Origin of the sequence: Amycolatopsis sp. M39, from assembly GCF_001651785.1 — a bacterium.
In the GTDB taxonomy this organism is placed as follows: Bacteria; Actinomycetota; Actinomycetes; order Mycobacteriales; family Pseudonocardiaceae; genus Amycolatopsis; species Amycolatopsis rubida.
The window spans coordinates 292,185-313,239 of sequence record NZ_LWSF01000005.1 but is presented as its reverse complement, the minus strand read 5'-3'; the positions used below and the strand labels follow the sequence as shown (position 1 = coordinate 313,239).

Annotated in this window: 20 protein-coding genes; 16 read left to right on the top strand and 4 right to left on the bottom strand. The window is 68.8% G+C overall.

The genetic code is table 11. The features are described 5' to 3' along the window. The first annotated feature begins 188 nt into the window (after positions 1–188). From A4R44_RS15900 to A4R44_RS15845, 12 genes are all read left to right on the top strand, one after another. Positions 189–1,634 carry a fumarylacetoacetate hydrolase family protein gene (locus A4R44_RS15900; protein ID WP_067580711.1) on the top strand — a complete coding sequence of 482 codons (1,446 nt, stop codon included), beginning with the start codon at positions 189–191 and terminating at the stop codon, positions 1,632–1,634. After that, the gene (locus A4R44_RS15895; RefSeq protein WP_067580709.1) at positions 1,622–2,296 is read left to right on the top strand and encodes a GntR family transcriptional regulator; all 675 of its coding nucleotides are present in this window, start codon (positions 1,622–1,624) and stop codon (positions 2,294–2,296) included. Before A4R44_RS15900 ends, A4R44_RS15895 begins: the two co-directional genes overlap by 13 nt. A 15-nt stretch (positions 2,297–2,311) precedes the next feature. Continuing rightward, positions 2,312–3,256: a 4-hydroxy-tetrahydrodipicolinate synthase gene (gene dapA / locus A4R44_RS15890; RefSeq protein ID WP_067580707.1), complete on the top strand. Its 945-nt coding sequence runs from the start codon at positions 2,312–2,314 to the stop codon at positions 3,254–3,256. Positions 3,257–3,258: 2 nt separating this feature from the next. Then, positions 3,259–4,767 carry a 5-carboxymethyl-2-hydroxymuconate semialdehyde dehydrogenase gene (hpaE, locus tag A4R44_RS15885; protein ID WP_067580705.1) on the top strand — a complete coding sequence of 503 codons (1,509 nt, stop codon included), beginning with the start codon at positions 3,259–3,261 and terminating at the stop codon, positions 4,765–4,767. Continuing rightward, complete coding sequence (gene hpaD / locus A4R44_RS15880) at positions 4,764–5,816, top strand: 3,4-dihydroxyphenylacetate 2,3-dioxygenase (RefSeq protein WP_067580703.1); 1,053 nt, start codon at positions 4,764–4,766, stop codon at positions 5,814–5,816. The genes hpaE and hpaD overlap by 4 nt, the downstream gene beginning before the upstream one ends. A gap of 103 nt (positions 5,817–5,919) precedes the next feature. Beyond that, positions 5,920–6,867, top strand: a complete 948-nt coding sequence (locus A4R44_RS15875; RefSeq protein WP_067580701.1) for a helix-turn-helix domain-containing protein — start codon at positions 5,920–5,922, stop codon at positions 6,865–6,867. Between the two features lie 389 nt (positions 6,868–7,256). Further along, entirely contained in the window at positions 7,257–8,024 is a 768-nt protein-coding gene (locus A4R44_RS15870; RefSeq protein ID WP_067581263.1) for a MoaF C-terminal domain-containing protein, read from the top strand. A gap of 11 nt (positions 8,025–8,035) precedes the next feature. After that, positions 8,036–8,422: a nuclear transport factor 2 family protein gene (locus tag A4R44_RS15865; protein WP_067580699.1), complete on the top strand. Its 387-nt coding sequence runs from the start codon at positions 8,036–8,038 to the stop codon at positions 8,420–8,422. 89 nt (positions 8,423–8,511) lie between these two features. Beyond that, positions 8,512–9,690 (top strand): ABC transporter substrate-binding protein, encoded by a 1,179-nt coding sequence (locus tag A4R44_RS15860; RefSeq protein WP_232791625.1) that lies wholly within the window; start codon positions 8,512–8,514, stop codon positions 9,688–9,690. 25 nt (positions 9,691–9,715) lie between these two features. After that, entirely contained in the window at positions 9,716–10,576 is an 861-nt protein-coding gene (locus A4R44_RS15855) for a branched-chain amino acid ABC transporter permease (RefSeq protein ID WP_067580697.1), read from the top strand. Then, complete coding sequence (locus tag A4R44_RS15850; protein WP_067580695.1) at positions 10,563–12,281, top strand: ATP-binding cassette domain-containing protein; 1,719 nt, start codon at positions 10,563–10,565, stop codon at positions 12,279–12,281. The genes A4R44_RS15855 and A4R44_RS15850 overlap by 14 nt, the downstream gene beginning before the upstream one ends. Then, on the top strand, positions 12,278–12,973 hold the full coding sequence (locus tag A4R44_RS15845; RefSeq protein ID WP_067580693.1) for an ABC transporter ATP-binding protein: 696 nt from the start codon (positions 12,278–12,280) through the stop codon (positions 12,971–12,973). The genes A4R44_RS15850 and A4R44_RS15845 overlap by 4 nt, the downstream gene beginning before the upstream one ends. Before the next feature lie 47 nt (positions 12,974–13,020). On the opposite strand, the gene A4R44_RS15840 is transcribed toward A4R44_RS15845, so the two are convergent. Then, a complete protein-coding gene (locus A4R44_RS15840; protein WP_067580691.1) occupies positions 13,021–13,350 on the bottom strand; it encodes a nuclear transport factor 2 family protein in 330 nt (109 codons plus the stop codon). A 28-nt stretch (positions 13,351–13,378) separates the two neighbouring features. Further along, on the bottom strand, positions 13,379–14,134 hold the full coding sequence (locus tag A4R44_RS15835; RefSeq protein ID WP_067580689.1) for an SDR family oxidoreductase: 756 nt from the start codon (positions 14,132–14,134) through the stop codon (positions 13,379–13,381). Between the two features lie 70 nt (positions 14,135–14,204). Here A4R44_RS15835 and A4R44_RS15830 point away from each other — a divergent pair, with 70 nt between their 5' ends. Further along, positions 14,205–14,891 (top strand): TetR/AcrR family transcriptional regulator, encoded by a 687-nt coding sequence (locus A4R44_RS15830; RefSeq protein ID WP_067580687.1) that lies wholly within the window; start codon positions 14,205–14,207, stop codon positions 14,889–14,891. A gap of 78 nt (positions 14,892–14,969) precedes the next feature. Here A4R44_RS15830 and A4R44_RS15825 read toward each other — a convergent pair whose 3' ends face one another. Then, entirely contained in the window at positions 14,970–15,773 is an 804-nt protein-coding gene (locus A4R44_RS15825; RefSeq protein ID WP_067581259.1) for an SDR family NAD(P)-dependent oxidoreductase, read from the bottom strand. 15 nt (positions 15,774–15,788) lie between these two features. Beyond that, positions 15,789–16,505 (bottom strand): SDR family NAD(P)-dependent oxidoreductase, encoded by a 717-nt coding sequence (locus A4R44_RS15820; RefSeq protein WP_067580685.1) that lies wholly within the window; start codon positions 16,503–16,505, stop codon positions 15,789–15,791. Between the two features lie 142 nt (positions 16,506–16,647). Here A4R44_RS15820 and A4R44_RS15815 point away from each other — a divergent pair, with 142 nt between their 5' ends. Genes A4R44_RS15815 through A4R44_RS15805 form a run of 3 tightly spaced genes read left to right on the top strand, consistent with a single transcriptional unit; the run spans position 16,648 to position 20,932 of the window. Then, on the top strand, positions 16,648–18,519 hold the full coding sequence (locus tag A4R44_RS15815; RefSeq protein ID WP_067580683.1) for a primary-amine oxidase: 1,872 nt from the start codon (positions 16,648–16,650) through the stop codon (positions 18,517–18,519). A gap of 10 nt (positions 18,520–18,529) precedes the next feature. Further along, positions 18,530–19,318 (top strand): MoaF C-terminal domain-containing protein, encoded by a 789-nt coding sequence (locus A4R44_RS15810; protein WP_067580681.1) that lies wholly within the window; start codon positions 18,530–18,532, stop codon positions 19,316–19,318. 3 nt (positions 19,319–19,321) lie between these two features. Then, on the top strand, positions 19,322–20,932 hold the full coding sequence (locus tag A4R44_RS15805; protein ID WP_067580679.1) for an amidohydrolase: 1,611 nt from the start codon (positions 19,322–19,324) through the stop codon (positions 20,930–20,932). Positions 20,933–21,055: the final 123 nt, after the last annotated feature.

Here is a 21,055-nt window from a genome sequence, read left to right as displayed (position 1 = left end):
GGCCGCACTTCCGGAGATCCCCGCGGGGACCGTGAGTCACAGGTGCCCGGAATCTCACCGGTCAGACGGAGACAGCACGATGCCTGCTCCGCTGCCAGCCCACGTCGCACCCTTGCCCCCATACGCCAGGATCGTATATCTTTTGAGATATCTTCCTCTCCCGACGACATCCGGGCAGGTCAACCCCCATGAGTCCCGTATCGAGCACCACCCCGCCGGAGCGGCCGGGCAAGGTCATCGCGCTTCACCTGAACTACCCGTCCCGCGCGAAGCAGCGCGGGCGGACCCCGGCGAAGCCCTCCTACTTCGTCAAACCCACCACCTCGATCAGCACCTCCGGCACCCCCGTCGAGCGCCCGGCAGGCACCGAACTCCTCGCCTTCGAGGGCGAGATCGCCTTGATCATCGGCAAGCAGGCCCGCCACGTCAGCCCCGGCGAAGGCTGGAGCTGCGTCGAGAGCGTCACCGCCGCCAACGACTTCGGCGTATACGATCTGCGGCACGCTGACGGCGGTTCCAATCTCCGCTCCAAGGGCGGCGACGGGTTCACCCCGCTCGGCCCGGCCACGATCCCCGCCGCCGAGGTCGATCCCCGGAACCTCCGGGTCCGCACCTGGGTCAACGGCGAACTCGTCCAGGACGACACCACCGAAGACCTCATTTTCGACTTCGGCACCCTCGTCGCCGACCTCTCCCAGCTGAGCACCCTCGAACCCGGCGACGTCATCCTCACCGGGACCCCGGCGGGATCGTCGGTGGTGCAGCCGGGCGACACGGTCGAGGTCGAGGTCAGCCACGGCGACCTGACCACCGGGCGGCTGGTCACGCCGGTCACGGAGGGCACCACACCGCTCCCGGAGTTCAGCGCTCAGCCCAAGATCGACGACAACCAGCGCGAGCAGGCTTACGGCGACCGGGAATCCGCGGGGCTCCCGGCGGAATTCGTGCTCACCGAGGAACTCAAGACCAAGCTCACCAGCGTAGGCACGGCAACGCTTTCCGCCCAGCTGCGCAAAAACGGCTACAACCACGTCTCCATCGACGGCCTCGGCTCCACCCGGCCGGACACGAAACTCATCGGCCGGGCGAGGACGCTTCGCTACGTCCCCTTCCGCGAGGACCTCTTCACATCCCACGGCGGCGGCTTCAACGCCCAGAAACGCGCCATCGATTCGCTCAACCCCGGCGACGTCCTGGTCATGGAAGCCCGCGGCGAAAAGGGAACCGGCACGATCGGCGACATCCTCGCCCTGCGCGCCCAGGTCCGCGGCGCGGCGGGAATCGTCACCGACGGCGGCGTTCGCGACCTGGCGGCGGTGGCGGCGCTGGACATTCCGACCTACCACTCCGGTCCGCACCCGGCCGTGCTCGGCCGCCGCCACGTTCCTTGGGACGTCGACATCACCGTCGCTTGCGGCGGCGCGACCGTCCAGCCGGGCGACGTGATTGTCGGCGATTCCGACGGGGTCCTGGTGATTCCGCCGCACCTGGCGGAAAAGATCGCGGACGCGGCGATCGAACAGGAACGCCAGGAAACGTTCATCGCGGAGCAGGTCGCGAACGGCGAAAGCGTCGACGGCCTCTACCCGATGAACGAGCGCTGGAAGGCCAGGTACGCCCAGTGGCGCCCGTAGCCGGCGAGAGCAAATCCCAGCGCGCGTACCGCTGGATCAAGGACCGGATCGCGGACCGGACCTTCGGCCCCGGCTATCGCCTGGTCCTGGGGCAGATCGCCAGGGAACTGGACGTCAGCGTCGTCCCGGTGCGCGAAGCGATCCGGCTGCTCGAAGCCGAAGGGCTGGTCACGTTCGAGCGGAACGTCGGCGCGCAGGTGGTGATGGTCGACGAAACCGCCTACGAGCACACCATGCAAACGCTTGCCCTGGTGGAAGGTTTCGCCACCTCGCTGTCCGCCCCGAAACTGTCCGCCGAGGACATCGAGCGGGCACGGGCGGTCAACGAGCAGCTGCGCCTGTCGCTGGAGAACTTCGAGCCGCACCGGTTCACCGAGCTGAACCAGGAGTTCCACTCTGTTCTTTTCGAACCGTGCCCGAACCCGCACGTGCTCGATCTCGTGCACCGCGGCTGGCACCGGCTGGCCTCGCTGCGCGATTCGACGTTCAGCTTCGTCCCGGGCCGCGCGCACGAATCCGTGAAGGAACACGAACAACTGCTGGTGCTGATCGAGCAGAACGCCGACCCGCTGGAACTCGAACTGGCCGCGCGCAGGCACCGCACCGCCACCCTCGACGCCTACCTCGACCGGCGGGCCGCCCCGCCCGCCGAAGCTCCCTAGGAAGGACCCCACCCCATGAGGTTCCGCAGTACCCCGAACGCCATCACCGGCTCGATCGCGCCGCTGATGACCCCGTTCACCGCAGACGGCGAAGTCGACCACGAGAGCCTGGCCAACCTGGTGAACTGGCAGCTCGCATCCGGTTCGCACGGCGTCTCGATCGGCGGCTCCACCGGCGAACCCGGCGCGATGACGGTGGCCGAGCGCGCGGAGACGATCCGCACCGTCGCCAAGGCGGTGGACGACAAGGTGCCGTTCATGCCCGGCACCGGTTCGGCGAAGCTCGACGAGACGCTGGAGCTGACCGCCGAGGCACGCGACGCGGGCATCGACGCCGCGCTGATCATCACCCCGTACTACGCGCGGCCCACCCAGGAAGCGCTTTACCGCTGGTACGCCACGGTCGCGAAGGAATTCCCGGACCTGCCGATCGTCGCCTACAACGTGCCGAGCCGGACCTCGGTCGACCTCGCGCCGGAGACGGTCGCGCGGCTGTTCCGCGATTTCGGCAACTTCGTCGGGATCAAGGAGACCACCAAGGACTTCGAGCACTTCTCCCGCGTGCTTCACCTGTGCGGCAAGGAATTGCTCGTCTGGTCGGGCATCGAGCTGCTGTGCCTGCCGCTGCTCTCCCTCGGCGGCACCGGTTTCGTGAGCGCCACCGCCAACATCGCCCCGGCCGCCAGCGCCGAGATGTACCGCGCGTGGACCGAAGGCGACTTCGACCGCGCCCGCGAGATCCACTACGGCCTGCATCCGCTGGTCGACCTGCTGTTCGTCGAGACCAACCCGGCGCCGGGCAAGTGGGTGCTGGAGCAGCGCGGCCTGATCAAGTCGGGTTTCGTGCGGCCACCGCTGATCACCCCGACCGAACCGGGCATCGCCCGGATCACCGAACTGATGCGCCAGGGCGAGCAGTACCTCTCGCCCGTCGACGGCTTCACCGTGGAAGGAAAGTGACCATGACCGCGCACTACGTTCCGGAGAACCTGCCGGAGCACATCCGCCACTACATCGGCGGCGCGCCGGCCGACAGCGTCTCGGGCGAGACCTTCGAGGTGCTCGACCCGGTCACGAACAAGCCGTACCTGACGGCTTCGGCGGGCAAGGCCGAGGACATCGACCTCGCCGTCGCCGCGGCGAAGGAGGCGTTCGACCACGGGCCGTGGCCGAAGCTGCTGCCGCGGCAGCGCGCCCGGATCCTCAACAAGATCGCCGATCTCGTCGAAAGTCGCGACAAGCAGCTGGCCGAGCTGGAAACCTTCGACACCGGCCTGCCGATCAAGCAGGCGCTCGGCCAGGCACAGCGCGCCGCGGAGAACTTCCGGTTCTTCGCCGATCTGATCGTCGCGCAGGCCGACGACACCTATCAGGTGCCCGGCAAGCAGGTCAACTACGTCAACCGCAAGCCGGTCGGCGTCGCCGGGCTGATCACGCCGTGGAACACGCCGTTCATGCTGGAGAGCTGGAAGCTCGCGCCGGCGCTGGCGTCCGGGTGCACCGTGGTGCTCAAACCCGCCGAGTTCACGCCGCTGTCGGCGAGCCTGTGGGCGGACATCTTCCGCGAGGCGGGCGTGCCGGACGGAGTGTTCAACCTCGTCAACGGCCTGGGCGAGGAAGCGGGCGACGCGCTGGTCAAGCACCCGGACGTCCGGCTGATCTCGTTCACCGGCGAAACCACCACCGGCGAAACGATCTTCCGCAACTGCGCGCCCGGCCTCAAGGGCATGTCGATGGAGCTGGGCGGCAAGTCCCCGGCCGTCGTGTTCGCCGACGCGGACTTCGAAGCCGCACTGGACTCCACGCTGTTCGGCGTCTTCTCGCTCAACGGCGAACGCTGCACGGCGGGCAGCCGGATTCTCGTCGAGCGCCCGATCTACGAGGAGTTCTGCGCCCGGTACGCCGAACGCGCCCGCGACATCGTGGTCGGCGACCCGCACGACCCGGCCACCGAGGTCGGCGCCCTGGTGCACCCGGAGCACTTCGACAAGGTGATGAGCTACCTCGAAATCGGCAAGACGGAAGGGAAACTGCTCGCGGGCGGCGGCCGTCCGGAGGGCCTGGACACCGGGAACTACGTGGCCCCGACGGTGTTCGCCGACGTGAAGCCGGACGCGCGGATCTTCCAAGAGGAGATCTTCGGCCCAGTCGTGGCGATCACGCCGTTCGACACCGACGAGGAAGCCCTCGAACTGGCCAACAACGTCAAGTACGGCCTGGCCGCCTACGTCTGGACCGCCGACCTGACCCGCGCGCACAACTTCGCGCAGAGCATCGACGCCGGCATGGTCTGGCTGAACTCGCACAACGTGCGCGACCTGCGCACGCCGTTCGGCGGGGTCAAGGCGTCCGGCCTCGGCCACGAAGGCGGCTACCGCTCGATCGATTTCTACACCGAACAGCAGGCCGTGCACATCACGCTCGGCGACGTGCACACGGCGCGCTTCGGGGCCGGGAAGGACAAGGCATGACCACGACCCCGCCGGACGTCATCCGCTGTGCCTACGCGGAACTCATCGTCAGCGACCTGAAAACGTCGCGAGAGTTCTATGTGGACATTCTCGGTCTCGTGGTGACCTATGAGGACGACGAAGCGGTCTACCTGCGCGCGTTCGAGGAATACCTGCACCACTCGCTGATCATCCGCAAGGGCGCGGAGCCGGCGCTGTCCGTGCTCGCCTACCGGGTGCGCGGCGAAGCCGAACTCGACGTCGCCGAGGCGTACTACCGGGAACTCGGTGTCGAGGTGCGCCGCGTCCCGGCAGGCACCACGCGCGGCATCGGGGAAGCGGTGCGCGTAGTGGACCCGCTCGGCTTCCCGATCGAGTTCTTCTACGAGGCCGAACACGTCGAGCGCTTCACCCAGCGCTACGACGTGCACGGCCCGGGTGCGCTGGCGCGGCTGGACCACTTCAACGTGAACACGCCGGACGTCCCGGCCGCGCGGAAGTACTACGAGGGCCTCGGCTTCCGGGTGTCGGAAGACATCGTGGACGACGAGGGCACCGTGTACGCGGCGTGGATGTTCCGCAAACCGACCGTGCACGACGTCGCGCTCACCGGCGGCGCGGGCCCTCGCCTGCACCACATCGCGTTCGCGACCCATGAGCGGCACCAGATCCTGCACATCTGCGACCACCTCGGCGCGGTGCGGAAATCGGACCAGATCGAGCGCGGGCCCGGACGGCACGGCGTGTCGAACGCGTTCTATTTGTACGTGCGTGACCCGGACGGGCACCGGATCGAGATCTACACCCACGACTATTACACCGGCGACCCGGACAACCCGGTGATCAGCTGGGACGTGCACGACAACCAGCGCCGCGACTGGTGGGGCAATCCGGTGGTGCCGAGCTGGTACACCGAGGCCTCGCGGGTGCTCGACCTCGACGGCAAGCTCCAGCCGGTCGAGGAACGCACCGAAACGAAGGAAATGGACGTGACCATCGGCGCGGACGGGTTCTCCTACACCCGCGCCGCCGGGGCCGAGCAGGGTTTCAAACTGGGCGAACAGGTCTAAGGTGCGTCCCGTCGGTGAAGGACGCCCTGCGGGAACCTGATTCCCGCGAGGCGTCCTTCACCGACCGTCAGCAGCGGTACCGGCACTTCGACGGAGAGGTGACATGATGACGGCAATCTTGCAGACGCCGACCACGGTCGCGCAGGACTTCACGGAGTTCCGGTCCGCTGTCCTGCGATCGTTCGTGCCGCTGCAGGTGAGCACCGAGCACCGCGACCGCTTCCACGGCAGGCTCCGCACGCACGAGGCGGGCGAGATCGCGCTCACCGAGATCACCGCGTCGCCGCACGCGGTCGAGCGCACACCGGAACTCATCGCCCGCGCCGACCGGCCGTGCTACAAGCTGAGCGTCATGCTGGCCGGCACCGGCATCCTCACCCAGGACGGCCGCGAGGCGGTGCTGCGTCCCGGCGACGTCGCGCTGTACGACACGAACCGGCCGTATTCCCTGGTGTTCGAAGAGAATTTCCGGACGCTGGTGCTGATGTTCCCGCAACAGCAGGTCGACCTGCCGCGCGATCTGGTCGGCCAGCTCACCGCGGTGCGGATGTCCGGGCGCGAGGGCGTCGGCAACGTCGTGGTGCCGTTCCTGGCGCAGCTGGGCGGGAACCTGGACGTGCTGACGAGCCCGGTCGGGGTGCGGCTGGCCCACAACGCGGTCGACCTGCTGACCACGATGCTGGCCACCGAACTCGACCTGGACCGCGCGGCCGCCGACCCGCACCACGACCTGATGCGGCGGATCCGCAGCTACGTCGACGCCAATCTTTCGCGGTCCGATCTCGGCCCGGCGCAGATCGCCGCGGAACACTACATTTCGACGCGGCATCTGCACGGGTTGTTCCAGGAGCAGGGGACGACGGTGGCTGGGTGGATCCGGCAGCGTCGGTTGGAGCATTGCCGCCGGGATCTGCGGGATCCGCTGCTGGCGGCCCGTCCGGTCGCGGCAATCGCGGCGCGGTGGGGATTTGTCGACGCGGCGCACTTTTCGCGGGTGTTCCGGGCGGCTTTCGCGCAGTCGCCTAGTGAGGTGCGGGCAAGGGCGTCGTGAGTGGCGATCGCGGTGAGAACCGGGATCGCCACTCACGAGGCCCCTAAAGCCGCGCCCCACCCAACCGCCGCACCATGCCGTCACGACAGGCCCACTCCCACACATCCGCCGCCCCCGCTCACGTAAGCCCCCGGTCCCGCGTCGCGGCATCCGCGGCCGCACGCCCGTTGCCCACACACAAGAGACGAGGCGGCGCAGCCGCGAGCCGCCCGCGCGACGGCAGGCCCACCCCCGCACAACAGCGAGGCGGGCGGCAGAGACGTCGTGAGTGGCGATCCCGGTGGGAACCGCGGTCGCCACTCACGAGGGGTTGACCGCGAGCGTCCGGCAGTTGCCCGCCAGCGCATGAACGTTCGCTCACGGGCCGGGGCGCGGCGAGCATGATGGGCATGTCCGACCCTTCCCCTGACGAATGGCGCACCTACGACGAGTTCGCCGCCGGGATCGACACCTACCGGCTGCCCAACGCGGACCTCACCGGGCGGGAGCTCACCGTCACCCTCGATGACGGAGCGAAGCTCGAGCTGCGGTTCCTCGACGGCGAACGGCTTACCCGCGACGGCGTCGAGGACCCGTACGACGCGGTCGCCGTGCGTCCGGACGTCTTCTTCGTGAATCTGCCGCTGACCAGCGTCGAAGGCGAGGCCCTCACGATCGTCTACTCGACCACCACGCACCGCGCGATGACCGTGCGTTCGGTGATCGGCGACGAGGACGTCGAAGGCACGCCGCGGGTTTCGCAGACCTTCCACGCCGGCACCACCGACGGCGGCGAGCCGGCTGGCGAGGCGCCCGGTCCGTCGCGGGACCTCATCGGCAAGCGCAACGTCTACCGCTACAGCCCGAATCACCTGTACGAGCACGTTTACCTCTCCTCCGAACGTTACTGCTGGCAGTGCGTCGAGGGCGTGCAGCGCGGGCACGGCGACGTGGACATGTCGACCGTCTGGAAGTTCGCCGACGGCCTGTACCTGTTCTGCTTCCGGGAGTTCCGGATCGCGGTGGCCAGCGTGTGGCTGCACGACCTCGGCTACGACCTGCGCACCACCGGCGTTTTCCTCGGCATCACCGGCGACGGCCGGTCCGAGCATTCCCGCGCGGGCGGGCACATCTACCCGCTCGGCTCGATCAGCTACCCCGACGTCCAGCCTGTCTAAGGAGTCTCTCCGTGTCCAATGTGGACGTTATCACCGCGCACTACGAGGCGAGCGACCGCGGCGACCTCGAGGGCATGCTCGCCCCGATCGGCCAAGAGACCACCTGGACCGAGGCCGCCGGATTCCCCTACGCGGGCACCTACACCGGCCCGGACGAGGTGCGGCGCAACGTCTTCGAGGCGATCGCCCGCGACTGGGACGGCTACCAGTTCTCCCTGTCCGCACTGCTGGACGCCGGCGATTCGGTCGTCGGGCTCGGCACCTATTCCGGCACGAACCGCAAGTCCGGCAAGGCTTTCACCGCGCGCGTGGCGCACGTGTGGAAGTTCGACGGCGGCAAGGTCGCGAGCTTCGAGCAGATCGTCGATTCCGCCCCGGTCGCCGCGGCGACCGACTGAGTCCCCCGCGAAACGGCGGTGCCGGTCCTTCCCCCGGCACCGCCCCTTCTTCCCTCCCCTCTGGTCACTGCGGACCGGAAAGCCGAGCCATGATGAGAAAGTTCCTGCCCGCGCTCGCCTCGGCCGTGCTCGTCACGCTGGTCGCGGCGGGCTGCGCGGGCACCGCCGATCCGAACGGACCGATCGTGGTCGGCTCGGTCAACGCGTTGAGCGGACCCGCCACCTTCCCGGAATCCTCCCAGGCCGCCAAGGCCGTCTTCGACGCGGCGAACGCCGCGGGCGGCGTGCGCGGGCGCAAGATCGAATACCACGCCATCGACGACAAGGGCGACCCGGCCGCCGCCGCGGCCGCCGCCCGCGAGATCGTCGGCGGCGATCAGGCGGTGGCGCTGGTCGGCTCGTCCAGCCTCATCGAATGCCAGATCAACGCCAAGTACTACCAGCAGGAAAAAGTCCTGTCCCTCTCCGGAATCGGCGTCGACCCGTCGTGCTTCACCAGCCCGAACATCGGACCGGCCAATGTCGGGCCGTTCCACGACATGACGCTGACCCTGCTGTACGGCTCCGAAGTGCTGCACCTGCAAGACATGTGCGCGTTGCTGGAAATCGCCGGGAACACGTTGCCATACTATCGCGCGGCCATCGACGAATGGTCGAAAATCACCGGCAAGAAACTGAAGTACGTCGACGCGACCGTGCCGTACAACGGTTCCGACTACACGCCCTACATCGTCAAGGCGCGCGCCGCCGGATGCAAAGCGGTGACGGTCAACCCGGTCGAGCCCGACTCGATCGGCCAGCTGAAAGCCGCGCAGGCACAGGGCTGGAAAGACGTGACCTGGCTGCTGCTCACGAGTGTCTACAGCGAACAGTACGCGAAGGCGGTTTCCGAAGCGGGCAAGGGCGTTTACGTGCCCGCCGAGTTCTACCCGTTCACCGACCCGTCGAGCCCGCGCACCAAGGCGTGGCGGGATCTCATGACCCGCAACAACATTCCGCTGACCTCGTTCAGCCAGGGCGGTTATCTCGCGGCGAAGTACTTCCTGAAGGTGCTGGAAGGCATGCGGGGCGACATCACGCGGGAATCGGTGACGAAGGCGCTGCGCGAGATGAAACCGATCTCCGATCCGATGGTCGGCACGCCGTACGTGTTCGGCCCCGGGCAGACGCACCACGACAACACCGCGGGCTGGCCGGTGAAGCTCGCCACGGGCACGAACCGGTGGGAGATCGCCGGTACCGACTGGCTGCGGATTCCGCGGCGCTGACCCGCTCGGGAAAGAGGAGACTGCAATGGTGCAGGGAGCGCTGGCCGGGCTTGCCGCCGGCGGGCTTTACGCGGTGCTGGCGGTGTGCCTGACGCTGATGTCGCGGCTGGTCCGGGTCGTCAACTTCGCCCAGGCGGCCACCGGCATGTTCGGCAGTTACGTCGGAGTGGCCCTGTCCGTCCACGGCGGACTGCCGGAATGGCTGGCGGTGCTGCTCGGCGTGCTGCTGGGCGGGGTGCTGAGCGTGCTGATCGGCTGGGTCGTCTCGACCTGGCTGGCCGAGGCAGGCACCGGCACCCGCTCGGCGGTCACCGTCGCGGTGCTGCTGCTGTTGATCTCGTTGTCGTTCATCCTGTTCGGCAACAAACCGCAGCCGTTTCCGGCGTTGCTGGCCGGGCCGGCCTTCACCGCCGGCGGCGTGGTGATCAGCCAGGTGACGGTCGTGACCGTCGCGCTGGCGGTGGTGATCGCCCTCGCCGCGCGGCTGATCCTGACCAAGACGCCCGTCGGCATCTCGCTGCGCGCGTTGTCGGAACGCCCGACGACCGCTGAGCTGCTGGGCATCCCGGCGAAACGGCTCAGCGCGGCGGTCTGGGGCGCCACCGGCCTGATCAGCACCGTCATCATCGTGATCGTCGCCCCGTCCCAGTCGAACGACGCCACCTCGCTGGCCATGCTGGTCGTGCCCGCCGCCGCGGCGGCCCTGCTCGGCGGGTTCCGCCGGCTGGACCTCGCCGTCGCCGGCGGACTCGTGCTCGGCATGCTGCAGGGCGCGCTCGCGCAGGTCGACCAGCTTTCGGTAGTGCGGAATTTCGTCCCGTTCCTGGCCATCGTCGGCCTGCTCGTGTGGTCTCAGCGCAAGGAGGTGTGGGATGCAGCTCGCTGACCGGGGCGCGGTGTCCCGCTTCGGAACCCCACTGGTCGTCGCGGTGGTCGCGGTAGTGGCCGGAATCGGCCTGACCGTCGGTCTCAACGGCTACTTCGCCTACCTCGGCGTGAGCGTCGTCGTGGCCGCGATCGCCTTGCTCGGCCTCGGCGTCGTCACCGGCAGCGCCGGCATGATCTCCTTGTGCCAGCTGACCTTCGGCGCGATCGGCGCGTGGGTCGTCTCGGCGCTGAACGTCGCCGACGCTCCCGGCGGCTTTCTGTTCTGGCTTCTGCTGGGCGGTCTGGCGGCAGGCGTCGTCGGTGTCCTCATCGGACTCCCCGCGTTGCGTCTGCGCGGGATCAACCTGGCGGTGGTGACGCTCGGCCTCGCCGCGGCCGCCGACGTCACCCTGGTGGAAATCCAGTTCCCCGGCACCACGGACGGCGTTTCGGTAGACCGTCCGTCTTTTGTAGCTGACGACAACGCGTACTTCCTCCTGTGCGTCCTCGTCCTGATCGTCTGCGCCTTGCTCGTGCACTTCCTCCGGCGCGGTCCGTGGGGCAGCAGCTGGGCCGCGGTGGCGTTCTCCGAACGCGGCACCGCCGCGGCAGGCGCCAGCGTCCGAATGGCCAAGCTGTCGGCCTTCGCGGTCAGCGCCACCCTGGGCGGTCTCAGCGGCGGCCTGCTTACCGCACAGGTCGGGTTCGCTTTCCCGACCAGCTTCGCCCCGCTGCAGTCGCTGGCGTTGTACGTGCTGGCGATCATGTCCGGCGCGCACTTGATTGACATGGCAGTGTTCGGCGCGGTCCTGTGGGTCGCGGTGCCGGAGCTGTTGAAGCGATGGGGAGTCCCGCAGGACTGGGGCTACGTCATCTTCGGTCTGCTGGGCCTCCAGGCGCTGGCCGGACGCGGCAACCTGGGCACGGCGATCCGCGAGTTGCGGCGTCGCCGCTCCAGGGCCAGCGCCGGGGTGCGGATCACTGCTCTGGACGAAGAACCTCCGCGGCTGCCGCCCGGCGAACCGGTGCTGGTGGTCCGCGGCCTGAGCGTCACCTTCGGCCAGGTGAAGGCACTGTCCGGAGTGGACCTGGCCGTTCCCAAGGGCGGAGTCCTGGGCGTCATCGGCCCGAACGGTGCGGGAAAGTCCACTTTGGTCGACGCCATCAGCGGCTTCCTGCCGCAGGCTGAAGGAATCGCAGAACTGGCCGACCGGCCGCTCACCGGCAATCCGACGCAACGAGCCCGCTCCGGTCTGCGCCGGACGTTCCAGCAAGACCGGGTCCCGGCGGGCTTGACCATCGAGGCGTACGTCCGCTTCGTGGCTCGCCGTCGCCCGGACGCCGCCGAAGTCGCTGCCGCGCTGGAGTTCTTCGGGTGCCCGCCGGCCGCGACGCCGCTGGAACGGGTCGACGTGGGTGCGCGCCGCCTGGTCGAGGTCGTCGGGCACCTCATGGCCAAGCCCCAGGTGCTGCTCCTCGACGAACCGGCGGCGGGTCTCCCGCACGAGGAACACGTCGCGTTCGGCGAACGCCTGCGGCAGGTCCCGGCCAGGTTCGGCGTCTCGGTGCTGATCATCGAACACGACCTGGACCTGGTCCGGTCGGTCTGCGACACGCTGACCGTGCTCGACTTCGGCGAGGTGCTGGCGAGCGGCCCGCAGGCGGAAGTGCTGGCGGATCCGGCGGTTCTGAAGGCCTACCTTGGCGAAACGGAGATGCTGTGAGCACGCTGCGCATCGAAAACCTGACCGTCACGCGCGGCGCGGGCCCGGTCATCTCCGACGTCGGCCTGACGCTGGAACCGGGCAAGATCACCGCGCTGGTGGGCCCCAACGGGGCGGGCAAGACCAGCCTGCTGGAAGCCCTGTCCGGGGTGATCCCCGCGGCGACCGGGACTATCCACGTCGGACACACCGACGTCACGAAACATTCGCGGGTGGCCAGAGCGCGACTGGGACTGGCGCACGTCGAGCAAGGACGCGCGGTCTTCGCCAGCCTGACCGTCCTGGAAAACCTGCGCCTGACCGCCACCACCCCGGCCGGCGTGGAAGAAGTCCTCGCCCTCTTCCCGGAATTGGAGAAACGCAAGAACTCGCCCGCCGCGCTGCTGTCCGGCGGCGAGCAGCAGATGGTGGTCCTGGGCCGGGCTTTCGCCGCGAAACCGAAGTTCCTGCTCATCGACGAGATGTCGCTCGGCCTGGCTCCGGCCGTCTTCACCAGGCTTCTCCCGGCGGTCACCGAATTCGCCAGCGCGGGCGCGGCGATTCTCCTGGTGGAACAGTTCACCCACCTGGCGCTGAAAGTCGCGCAGGAGGCCCTGGTCGTCTCCTCCGGCAAAGTCACCTATGCCGGGGAGTCGCAGCCCCTGCTGGACCACCCGGACACGCTGCACCAGGCGTATCTGGGCACCAACTGAACCGGGGAGCGGGCGGCCGCGGTGGGGCGCCCGCTCCCCGGGGGGACTCAGCCCTTCCGGATGGTCATCTTGGCGATCCGGTCGCCGTCGACGTCGAAAACGAACTTCGAACGGCCGTTGGCGTGGTTGCTTCGCCAGTCCCCGACGACGGTGACGACGTCGCCGGAAACCGTGCTTTCCTCCGGGGTCAGGACACCGCGCGCGCCGATGAATTCGACGTCGCTCCATCTCTTGATCTCAGCTCGTCCGGTGAATAACCGGCCCCAGTCGTCCACCACCCCGGTCTCGGCGAACGCGTCCAGGAACGCGCCCTCGTCGTGCAGGTTCACCGCGGTGACGAACGACGACACCGGTTCGGGAATTTCCACCTCTGACATCGAGAATTCCTTGCTGTCGTAGCGAAAATCAGCGCGTAGTGTAGCCGCCGTTGGCGAAAATCGTCTGCCCGGTGATCCACCAGCCCGACGTCGCCAGGAACGTCACGATCGGCGCGATGTCCTCGATCTTCGTCAACTGCCCGCCCATCGCCTGGGACTGGTGGAATTCCACCCGCTCCGGGGTTTCCTGGCCGTAGAAGAACGGCGTGTCCATCGGGCCGGGCCCGACCGCGGTGACCGAGATCCCGCGCGAGGCGAACTCCTTGGCCGCGGCGCGGGTGAAGTGCTCGACCGGGCTCTTGCCGCCCGCGTAGGTCGAGTACCCGTCGGTGAACGCGGCGAGCAGGCTGGTCACGATCGTGATGATCTTGCCGCCGTCGGCGACGTTCTTGCCCGCCTCCTTGATGAAGAAGTACGCCGCCTTCGAGTTGATGTCGAACATCGAGTCGTACTCGTCCTCGGTGGTCTCGGTGATCGGCTTGCGCAGCACCTTGCCCACCGTGTTGACCGCGACGTCGATCTTCCCGAGCGCCGCTTCGGCGGCGGAGAACAGCTTCTCCACGTTCGCCGGGACGGTCAGGTCGCCGGTCAGCACGACACCCTTGCCGCCCGCCGCCTCGACCGCGGCGAGCGTCTCCTCCGCCTGCGGCCGGGTCGAGGAGGAGTTGTAGTGGATCGCCACGTTCGCGCCGGCCTCGGCGGCCTGCCTGCTGATGAGCCCGCCCAGGTTCTTCGCCCCGGCGGCGACCAGGACGTTCTTGCCCTTGAGGGTGTGGTCGGTCATGAGGACCCCTCCATCTCTTTATCGCTGATATGCGTCACTGTATCAGTGCAACAGCGGCTACCATAGCGGTGTGACACAGATTGCGAACGCGGATACACGGACCCGGCTCCTGGACGCCGCCGCCGAGCAGGTCGCCGCGACGCCGGGCGAGGACATTTCACTGCGCGCGATCTGCGCCCAAGCCGGGGTGAAAATGCCGACGCTCTACCACTTCTTCGGCAGCAAACAGGGCCTGCTGGACGCGGTCGTCGAGCGCGGCTTCGACCTGTACCTGGCGGAGAAGGGCGCCCACGAGCCGTCCGGCGACCCGATCCAGGACCTGCGCGACGGCTGGGACGCCCACGTCGCGTTCGGAATCGCGAACCCCGGCTTCTACACGCTCATGTACGGCCAGGTCCACCCCGGCCACGCCCCCGAGGCGCAAGAACGCCCCAGCGCGATGCTGCGCGCCCTGACCCGAGCCGCCGCCGGCCAGGGACGCTTGACCGTCCCGCCGGACCAGGCGGCCGCGCACATCCTCGTGGCGAACATCGGCGTCACGCTGCGGCAGATCATCCTCGCCGAAGAAGACCGCCCGCTGTCCGTGGCGGTGCGGGAAGGCGCGATCGCCGCGATCACCGGCACCTCGGCGACCGGCGACCGGCACGCCGAAATCCACCGCGTACTGGAACACGCCGCGGCCAACCCGGAGATCCTGGGCGCGGCGGAAACACAACTGCTCACCAAATGGCTGCGGACCCTGGCTGAACCAACCTGAGACACCCCAACACCGCACCCCGGCATTGCCCGGGCGGGAGCGAAGAACAGCCCGGTGCCCAATCAGGTCGAGCGGCGCCTACGCCCCCATCCCGGCCCGCTCGAACGCCAAGGTAGGCAAATCAACAGCATGCGCCCCGCCATCGGCGACCACCACCGCCCCAGTAATATAAGAAGACTCCGAAGACCCCAGGAACCGCACAAGAGAAGCGATTTCCTCCGGCTCGGCAGGACGCCGCAACGGAACCTCGGCAGTCACCCGCCGGTACCCCTCGTCATGCCCGCCGGCAAACCCGGCCGCCTCGGCGAACTGCTCCATCTCCCCGTCCGCCATCGGCGTCCGCACCCACCCCGGGCACACAGCATTGGCCCGGACCCCGCGCGGCCCGTAATCCCGGGCAATAGAGCGAGTCAGCCCGATCAACGCGTGCTTGGCCACCGTGTACCCGGCGACATTGGGCCCGGCGAACAACCCAGCCAGCGAAGAAACAATCACGACCTGCCCGCCGCTCTCCACCAAGGAAGGCAACGCGGCCCGGCACAACACGAACGCGCTCGACAAATTGGACCGAAGCGCGATCTCCCATTCCTCGTCCCCGGTGTCCACCACCGAGGACAGCCCGTGCCCGCCGGCATTGGCCACGATCACGTCCAGCCGCCCGTATTTCGAGACGATTTCCGCGATCGCCGCCTCCGCGTCCTCCCGGACGCTGGCGTCGCAAGCGATCACGTGCGCACCGGTCTCCGCAGCGACCTTCTCCAGCGGCTCGCGCCGCCTGCCCAGAACCACGACCTGTGCGCCTTCGCCTGCGTACCGCCGAGCAACCGCAGCCCCAATGCCCGTCCCTCCGCCGGTAATCGCCACGACCCGCGTGTCTGCCATCGTCATTTCTCCCTTTCAAGCAGGAAACCCAGACCGAGCCGAATAGCCGAAGTCGGCGAGCAAGGCCTGTCCGTTCACCGTCCGCGCCCGCGCGGAAGCCAGATACACCACCTGCTGGGCGACCTCGTCGGCCGCCTGGACCGGGAATCCCGGTTCGTCCAGCAGCTCGCCCAAATCCCCGCGCGCCATCGGCGTGTCCACCACCGACGGGCACACGCAGTTGACCCGGACGCCGTCGAACTCGACCGACAGCGCCCGCGTCAACGACACCACCGCGCCCTTCGACGCGCAGTAGGGCACCATCCCGGGCGCGCACACGAAGGCCGAATCGCTGGCCAGGAAGACGATCGAACTCCCGTCTCCCAGCCAGGGCCGAGCGTGCTTCGCGACCAGAAACTGCCCCAGCACGTTCACCGCCATGACCGAGGTGAAGTCCGCCGCGCTGGTCTCCGCGAGCGGCCGGCCGACCGGCCCGGAGATCCCGGCGCAACCGACTACCACGTCGATCCCGCCGAAAGACTCGGCCACGAGCCGCACCGCCGCGGCGACCTGGTCCTCGTCGGTGATGTCCGCCCGCGCCGCGACGACGTCCCCCGGCAACGACGGCGGCCGGACCCGGTCCAGGATCCCGACCCGCGCGCCCTCCGCCAGGAACGCCCGCGCGCAGGCCAGTCCGATCCCGGACGCGGCCCCGGTGATCAGCACGGCCTTGCCGTCGAGGTCGAGTCGCATCCGGCAATCCTGCAACAACGGCTCCGCCGGGGATTGGCACCGAGTGCATCCTTGTTGTCAGCGGCCGCACGACCCCCGGATCCCGGCTACCGCTGCCCCCGGTGCAGCGCGAACACTGCGGCGAGGAGCGCGAAGGGACACCATGAGCAACGCACACCCCCACCCCCTTGACCCGCTGACCGCCGACGAGCTCGCCACAGGCCGGGCAGTGCTGGAGGCACAGGGGCTGATCACCGAGACGACGCGGTTTCCGCAGGTCCTCCCGGTGGAGCCGGACAAGGCCGCCGTACTGGGCGGTTCCCGGACCGACCGCCGGATCCAGTTCACCCTGCTCGACACCGCGACCGGCGAATCGGCCGACGCGGTCGTGTCGGTGACCGCCGGTGAGCTGGTCAGCCACGAGAAGTGCGGCGAGGGCCAGCCCCCGTATCTCTTCGAGGAGTACGACCTGGCCGAGGCCGTCACCAAGGCCTCCCCGGAGTGGCAGGCGGCCATGGAGCGCCGCGGTCTCGGCGACCGCGTCGAGCACGCGTTCTGCGCCCCGCTCGCCCCCGGTCACTTCGGCCGCGAGGACGAAACCGGCCGGGTCATCCGTTCGCTCACCTTCCTGCGCGAGGACGACACCGACAACCCCTGGTCACGGCCGGTCGAGGGCCTGGTCGCGCACCTCAACCTCACCGAACAGCGCGTCCTGCGGGTCGAGGACGAGGGCGACGTTCCGGTCCCGGAGGACTCCGGCCGATACGGCCACCGCCCCGCGCGCACCACGCTCAAGCCGATCGAGATCACCCAGCCGGAAGGCCCGAGCTTCCAGGTCGACGGCTCGCTCGTGACGTGGGAGGGCTGGCAGCTGCGCGTGGGGTTCAACGCGCGCGAGGGCCTGACCCTGCACCAGCTGACCTTCCAGGACCGCTCGGTGCTGTACCGCGCGTCGGTGCCGGAGATGGTCGTTCCCTACGGGGACACCTCGATCGGCCGGTTCTGGATCAGCTACTTCGACGCCGGCGAGTACCTGCTCGGCAAGAACGGCAACAGCCTTCGCCTCGGCTGCGACTGCCTCGGCGTGATCCACTACTTCGACGCCTTCCTCGCCGACGACCACGGCCAGCCGGTGCGCGTGCCCAACGCGATCTGCATGCACGAGGAGGACTACGGGATCCTCTGGAAGCACACAGATCTCGACGGCAAGGCCGAGGTCCGCCGTTCGCGGCGGCTGGTGATCTCGTCGATCTCCACCATCGGAAACTACGACTACGGTTTCTTCTGGTACCTCTACCTCGACGGCACCATCGAATGCGAGGCCAAGGCAACCGGCATCGTCTTCTCCGGCGCTGGCGAGCCCGGGTCCGCGAATCCGCACGCGTCCGAGATCGCGCCCGGCCTGTTCGCTCCGGTGCACCAGCACCTGTTCTGTGCCCGGCTCGACTTCGCGGTCGACGGCCAGCGCAACTCGGTGTACGAAGTGGACACTGTCGGGATTCCGATCGGCGACGAAAACCCGTACGGCAACGCCTTCACCTGGAAGGCCACCGAACTGCGCACCGAACAGCAAGCGAAACGGCACGCCAACCCGGCGACCGCGCGAGTGTGGGAGGTCCGCAGCACCGAGCACACCAACCGGCTCGGCGCGCCGACTGCGTACCAGCTCGTGCCGCGGCCGTCGGCGACCCTGATGGCGCAACCGGAATCGACAGTCCATCAGCGCGCGACCTTCGCCACGAACCACCTGTGGGTCACGCCCTACGCGCCCGGCGAACGGTTCCCGGCGGGCGAGCGCCCCAATGCGCACCCGGGCGGGGCCGGCCTGCCCGCGTGGACGGCGGCCGACCGCTCCGTCAGCGACACCGACGTCGTGCTGTGGCACGTCTTCGGCCCGACGCACATCCCGCGTCCGGAGGACTGGCCGGTCATGCCGGTCGACTACTCCGGATTCATGGTGCGCCCCTACGGGTTCTGCGACCGGAACCCGGCACTCGACCTGCCCTCGGCCGCCCACGGCCACTGTGAACACTGAGGAAGGCTCCATGCCCGCGACCAATCTGTCCGACACCTCCACCTGGCTCCCGCTCGACGGTCTCGCCCCCGGCTTCGACGCCAGCAAAGCGGCCACTGTGGACGATCTCGACAACCAGTCGTTCACTTTGGACTGCGCCGACGGCGGCACGTTCTCGATCAGTTTCTCGGGCGGCCGCGCGTCGTGGGACGAGGACGGCGCGGCCGGCGAGACCGCTTCCGAGACATTCCTCGTCGACGCCGGGCTGTTCTACGTGCAGTTCCATCCCGGTGCGGAAACCTCGTACAGCCTGCTGCTGGACGTACGCCAGGGCCGCGCGCTGGTCGTCACGAGCACGATCGGCGACGGACTTCCCCGCGTGACACAACGGTTCCGTCCCGCGACCATCCAGGGCCGCGAGGCACACGGCGAGGAAATCGCGCCCAGCACGGCGTTGATCGGCCGCCGCGTGCAGTGGGTCTACAGCGAAGAGCACGCCTACGAGCACGTCTACCTCACTCCGCACTGGTACACCTGGCAGTGCCTTTCCGGCCCGGAGCGCGGCCTCGCCGACACCGACGAGAACTCCGTGTACCAGATCCGGCCCGGGATCTACGTGTTCACCTGGCGCGAGAAGGTCATCCCGTGCGCGTCGGTGACCGTGGCCGACCACCGCAACGTGCGGGAGCTGCGGTCGCACGGTTCGCTGTTCGGACTGGGCGAGGACGGCAAGTCGCCGACGCACTTCACCTTCGGCGCGTATGGCCGGCTGCTCAGCAACACTGTTTATTCGCCGGACTACGACCCCGCCGGACAGTGACCCATGGCGCCTGAACTGCTCCTCACCAACGCCACTGTGTACACAGTGGACGAAGATCGGCCGTGGGCGACTTCGCTCGCGGTGGAGAACGGCCGGGTGACGACTGCCGAGGCCGGTCCGGGCACCGAGGTCGTCGATCTCGGCGGCGCTTTCGTGCTGCCCGGTTTCGTGGACGTGCACAGCCACCACGCCCTCGCCGGACGGGAATTGTTCGAACTGCGCTTGGAAAGCGGCGCAGGTCTGGACGAAATCCTCGCCGCGGTCACGGAATGGTCGGCTGGGCTCGGTCCGGACGAATGGGTCGCCGGCGGCGCTTGGCCGTCCACTTTGGCCCCTGAACTCGGCCACGAGTCCGTGCGGCGAGCGCTGGACGAGGCGGCGGGCGGGCGTCCGGTCGTGCTGATCGAGGACAGCAGGCACAACCGGTGGGCGAGCAGCCGGGCGCTGGAACTGGCCGGGATCACCGCGGCCACTCCGGACCCGGCGGGCGGGACGATCCACCGCGACCTCGACAGCGGCGCGCCGACCGGTTTGCTGATCGAGACCGCGGGCTTGGCGGTGGAGCGGGCGATGCGGGACACGCGCGCGCTCACCGCGGAGCAGCACGCCGAAGCATCGCGGCGAGCAATCGCGATTTTGCATTCCTACGGCATTACCGCATTCCAGGACGCCGGGGCCACTCTCGACATCCTCGCCGCGCTGAAGACGCTGGACGACGCCGGCGAACTCGCCGCGTGGGTAGTGTCGTCGATGCTGGTCAACGACCCGATCTTCGGCGCGGACCCGATCGGCGAACCGCTGCTCGGCCGGGCCGCGGAGTACCGCAGCGAGCATCACCGGCCGGACTTCGTGAAGATCTTCCTCGACGGCACCCCGCCCGCGCACACCGCGGCGTTCCTGGAGCCGTACCTGCACCACGAGTGCTTCTGCGGCGACACCACGATGCCGCCGGAGGAACTCGCGGACTGGCTGGACGTCGCCGTCTCGGCCGGGCTTTCGGCGAAGATCCACTGCGCGGGCGACGCTGCCGTCCGGGCCACTTTGGACGCTGCCGGCAACCTCCGCGCCCGCGGCGACTACACGACGAAAATCCAAGTGGCGCACGGACAGTTCATCCACCCGGACGATCTGGAGCGGTTCGCGACGCTCAACGTGTCGGCGGACATCTCGCCGTTCCTGTGGGTGCCCGGCGTGATCCCGGACGCCATCGCACAGGTGATCCCCGCCGAACGCGCGGCGCGGATGCAGCCGAACCGCACGCTGCTGGACACCGGCGCGCTGGTCGCCGGGGGTTCGGACTGGCCGGTGAGCGAATCCCCGAACGCCTGGGAAGGCATCGAGGGCCTGATCACCCGGCAGGACCCGTACGGCAAGCACCCCGGGAGCCTCTGGCCGGAGCAGGCCATCACGCTGGCCGAGGCGATCCAGGTGTTCACGCTGAACTCGGCCCGCGCGTGCGGGCTCGACGACGTGACGGGGTCGCTGACGCCGGGCAAGTCGGCGGATTTCGTGGTGCTGGACCAGGATCCGTTCCAGACCCCGGCGGAAGAGCTGGCGGGGATCACGGTGCGGGAGACGTGGTTCGGGGGCAAGCGGGTGTTCGCGCGGGGTTGAGGGGGTCGTGGGTGTTGATGCCGGTTAGAACCGGCATCAACACCCACGACCCCGGTTTCGCCCGCACCAACCCCGCAGCCAGCCGCCGCCCACGCCACCAGCCGTGCCAGCCCCCAGCCGCTC

Coding starts and splice junctions, on each gene's coding strand:
- A4R44_RS15900 (WP_067580711.1), top strand. CDS start 189: ATGAGTCCCGTATCGAGCACCACCCCGCCGGAGCGGCCGGGCAAGGTC.
- dapA (WP_067580707.1), top strand. CDS start 2,312: ATGAGGTTCCGCAGTACCCCGAACGCCATCACCGGCTCGATCGCGCCG.
- hpaE (WP_067580705.1), top strand. CDS start 3,259: ATGACCGCGCACTACGTTCCGGAGAACCTGCCGGAGCACATCCGCCAC.
- hpaD (WP_067580703.1), top strand. CDS start 4,764: ATGACCACGACCCCGCCGGACGTCATCCGCTGTGCCTACGCGGAACTC.
- A4R44_RS15875 (WP_067580701.1), top strand. CDS start 5,920: ATGATGACGGCAATCTTGCAGACGCCGACCACGGTCGCGCAGGACTTC.
- A4R44_RS15870 (WP_067581263.1), top strand. CDS start 7,257: ATGTCCGACCCTTCCCCTGACGAATGGCGCACCTACGACGAGTTCGCC.
- A4R44_RS15860 (WP_232791625.1), top strand. CDS start 8,512: ATGATGAGAAAGTTCCTGCCCGCGCTCGCCTCGGCCGTGCTCGTCACG.
- A4R44_RS15855 (WP_067580697.1), top strand. CDS start 9,716: ATGGTGCAGGGAGCGCTGGCCGGGCTTGCCGCCGGCGGGCTTTACGCG.
- A4R44_RS15850 (WP_067580695.1), top strand. CDS start 10,563: ATGCAGCTCGCTGACCGGGGCGCGGTGTCCCGCTTCGGAACCCCACTG.
- A4R44_RS15840 (WP_067580691.1), bottom strand. CDS start 13,350: ATGTCAGAGGTGGAAATTCCCGAACCGGTGTCGTCGTTCGTCACCGCG.
- A4R44_RS15835 (WP_067580689.1), bottom strand. CDS start 14,134: ATGACCGACCACACCCTCAAGGGCAAGAACGTCCTGGTCGCCGCCGGG.
- A4R44_RS15825 (WP_067581259.1), bottom strand. CDS start 15,773: ATGGCAGACACGCGGGTCGTGGCGATTACCGGCGGAGGGACGGGCATT.
- A4R44_RS15820 (WP_067580685.1), bottom strand. CDS start 16,505: ATGCGACTCGACCTCGACGGCAAGGCCGTGCTGATCACCGGGGCCGCG.
- A4R44_RS15815 (WP_067580683.1), top strand. CDS start 16,648: ATGAGCAACGCACACCCCCACCCCCTTGACCCGCTGACCGCCGACGAG.
- A4R44_RS15810 (WP_067580681.1), top strand. CDS start 18,530: ATGCCCGCGACCAATCTGTCCGACACCTCCACCTGGCTCCCGCTCGAC.
- A4R44_RS15805 (WP_067580679.1), top strand. CDS start 19,322: ATGGCGCCTGAACTGCTCCTCACCAACGCCACTGTGTACACAGTGGAC.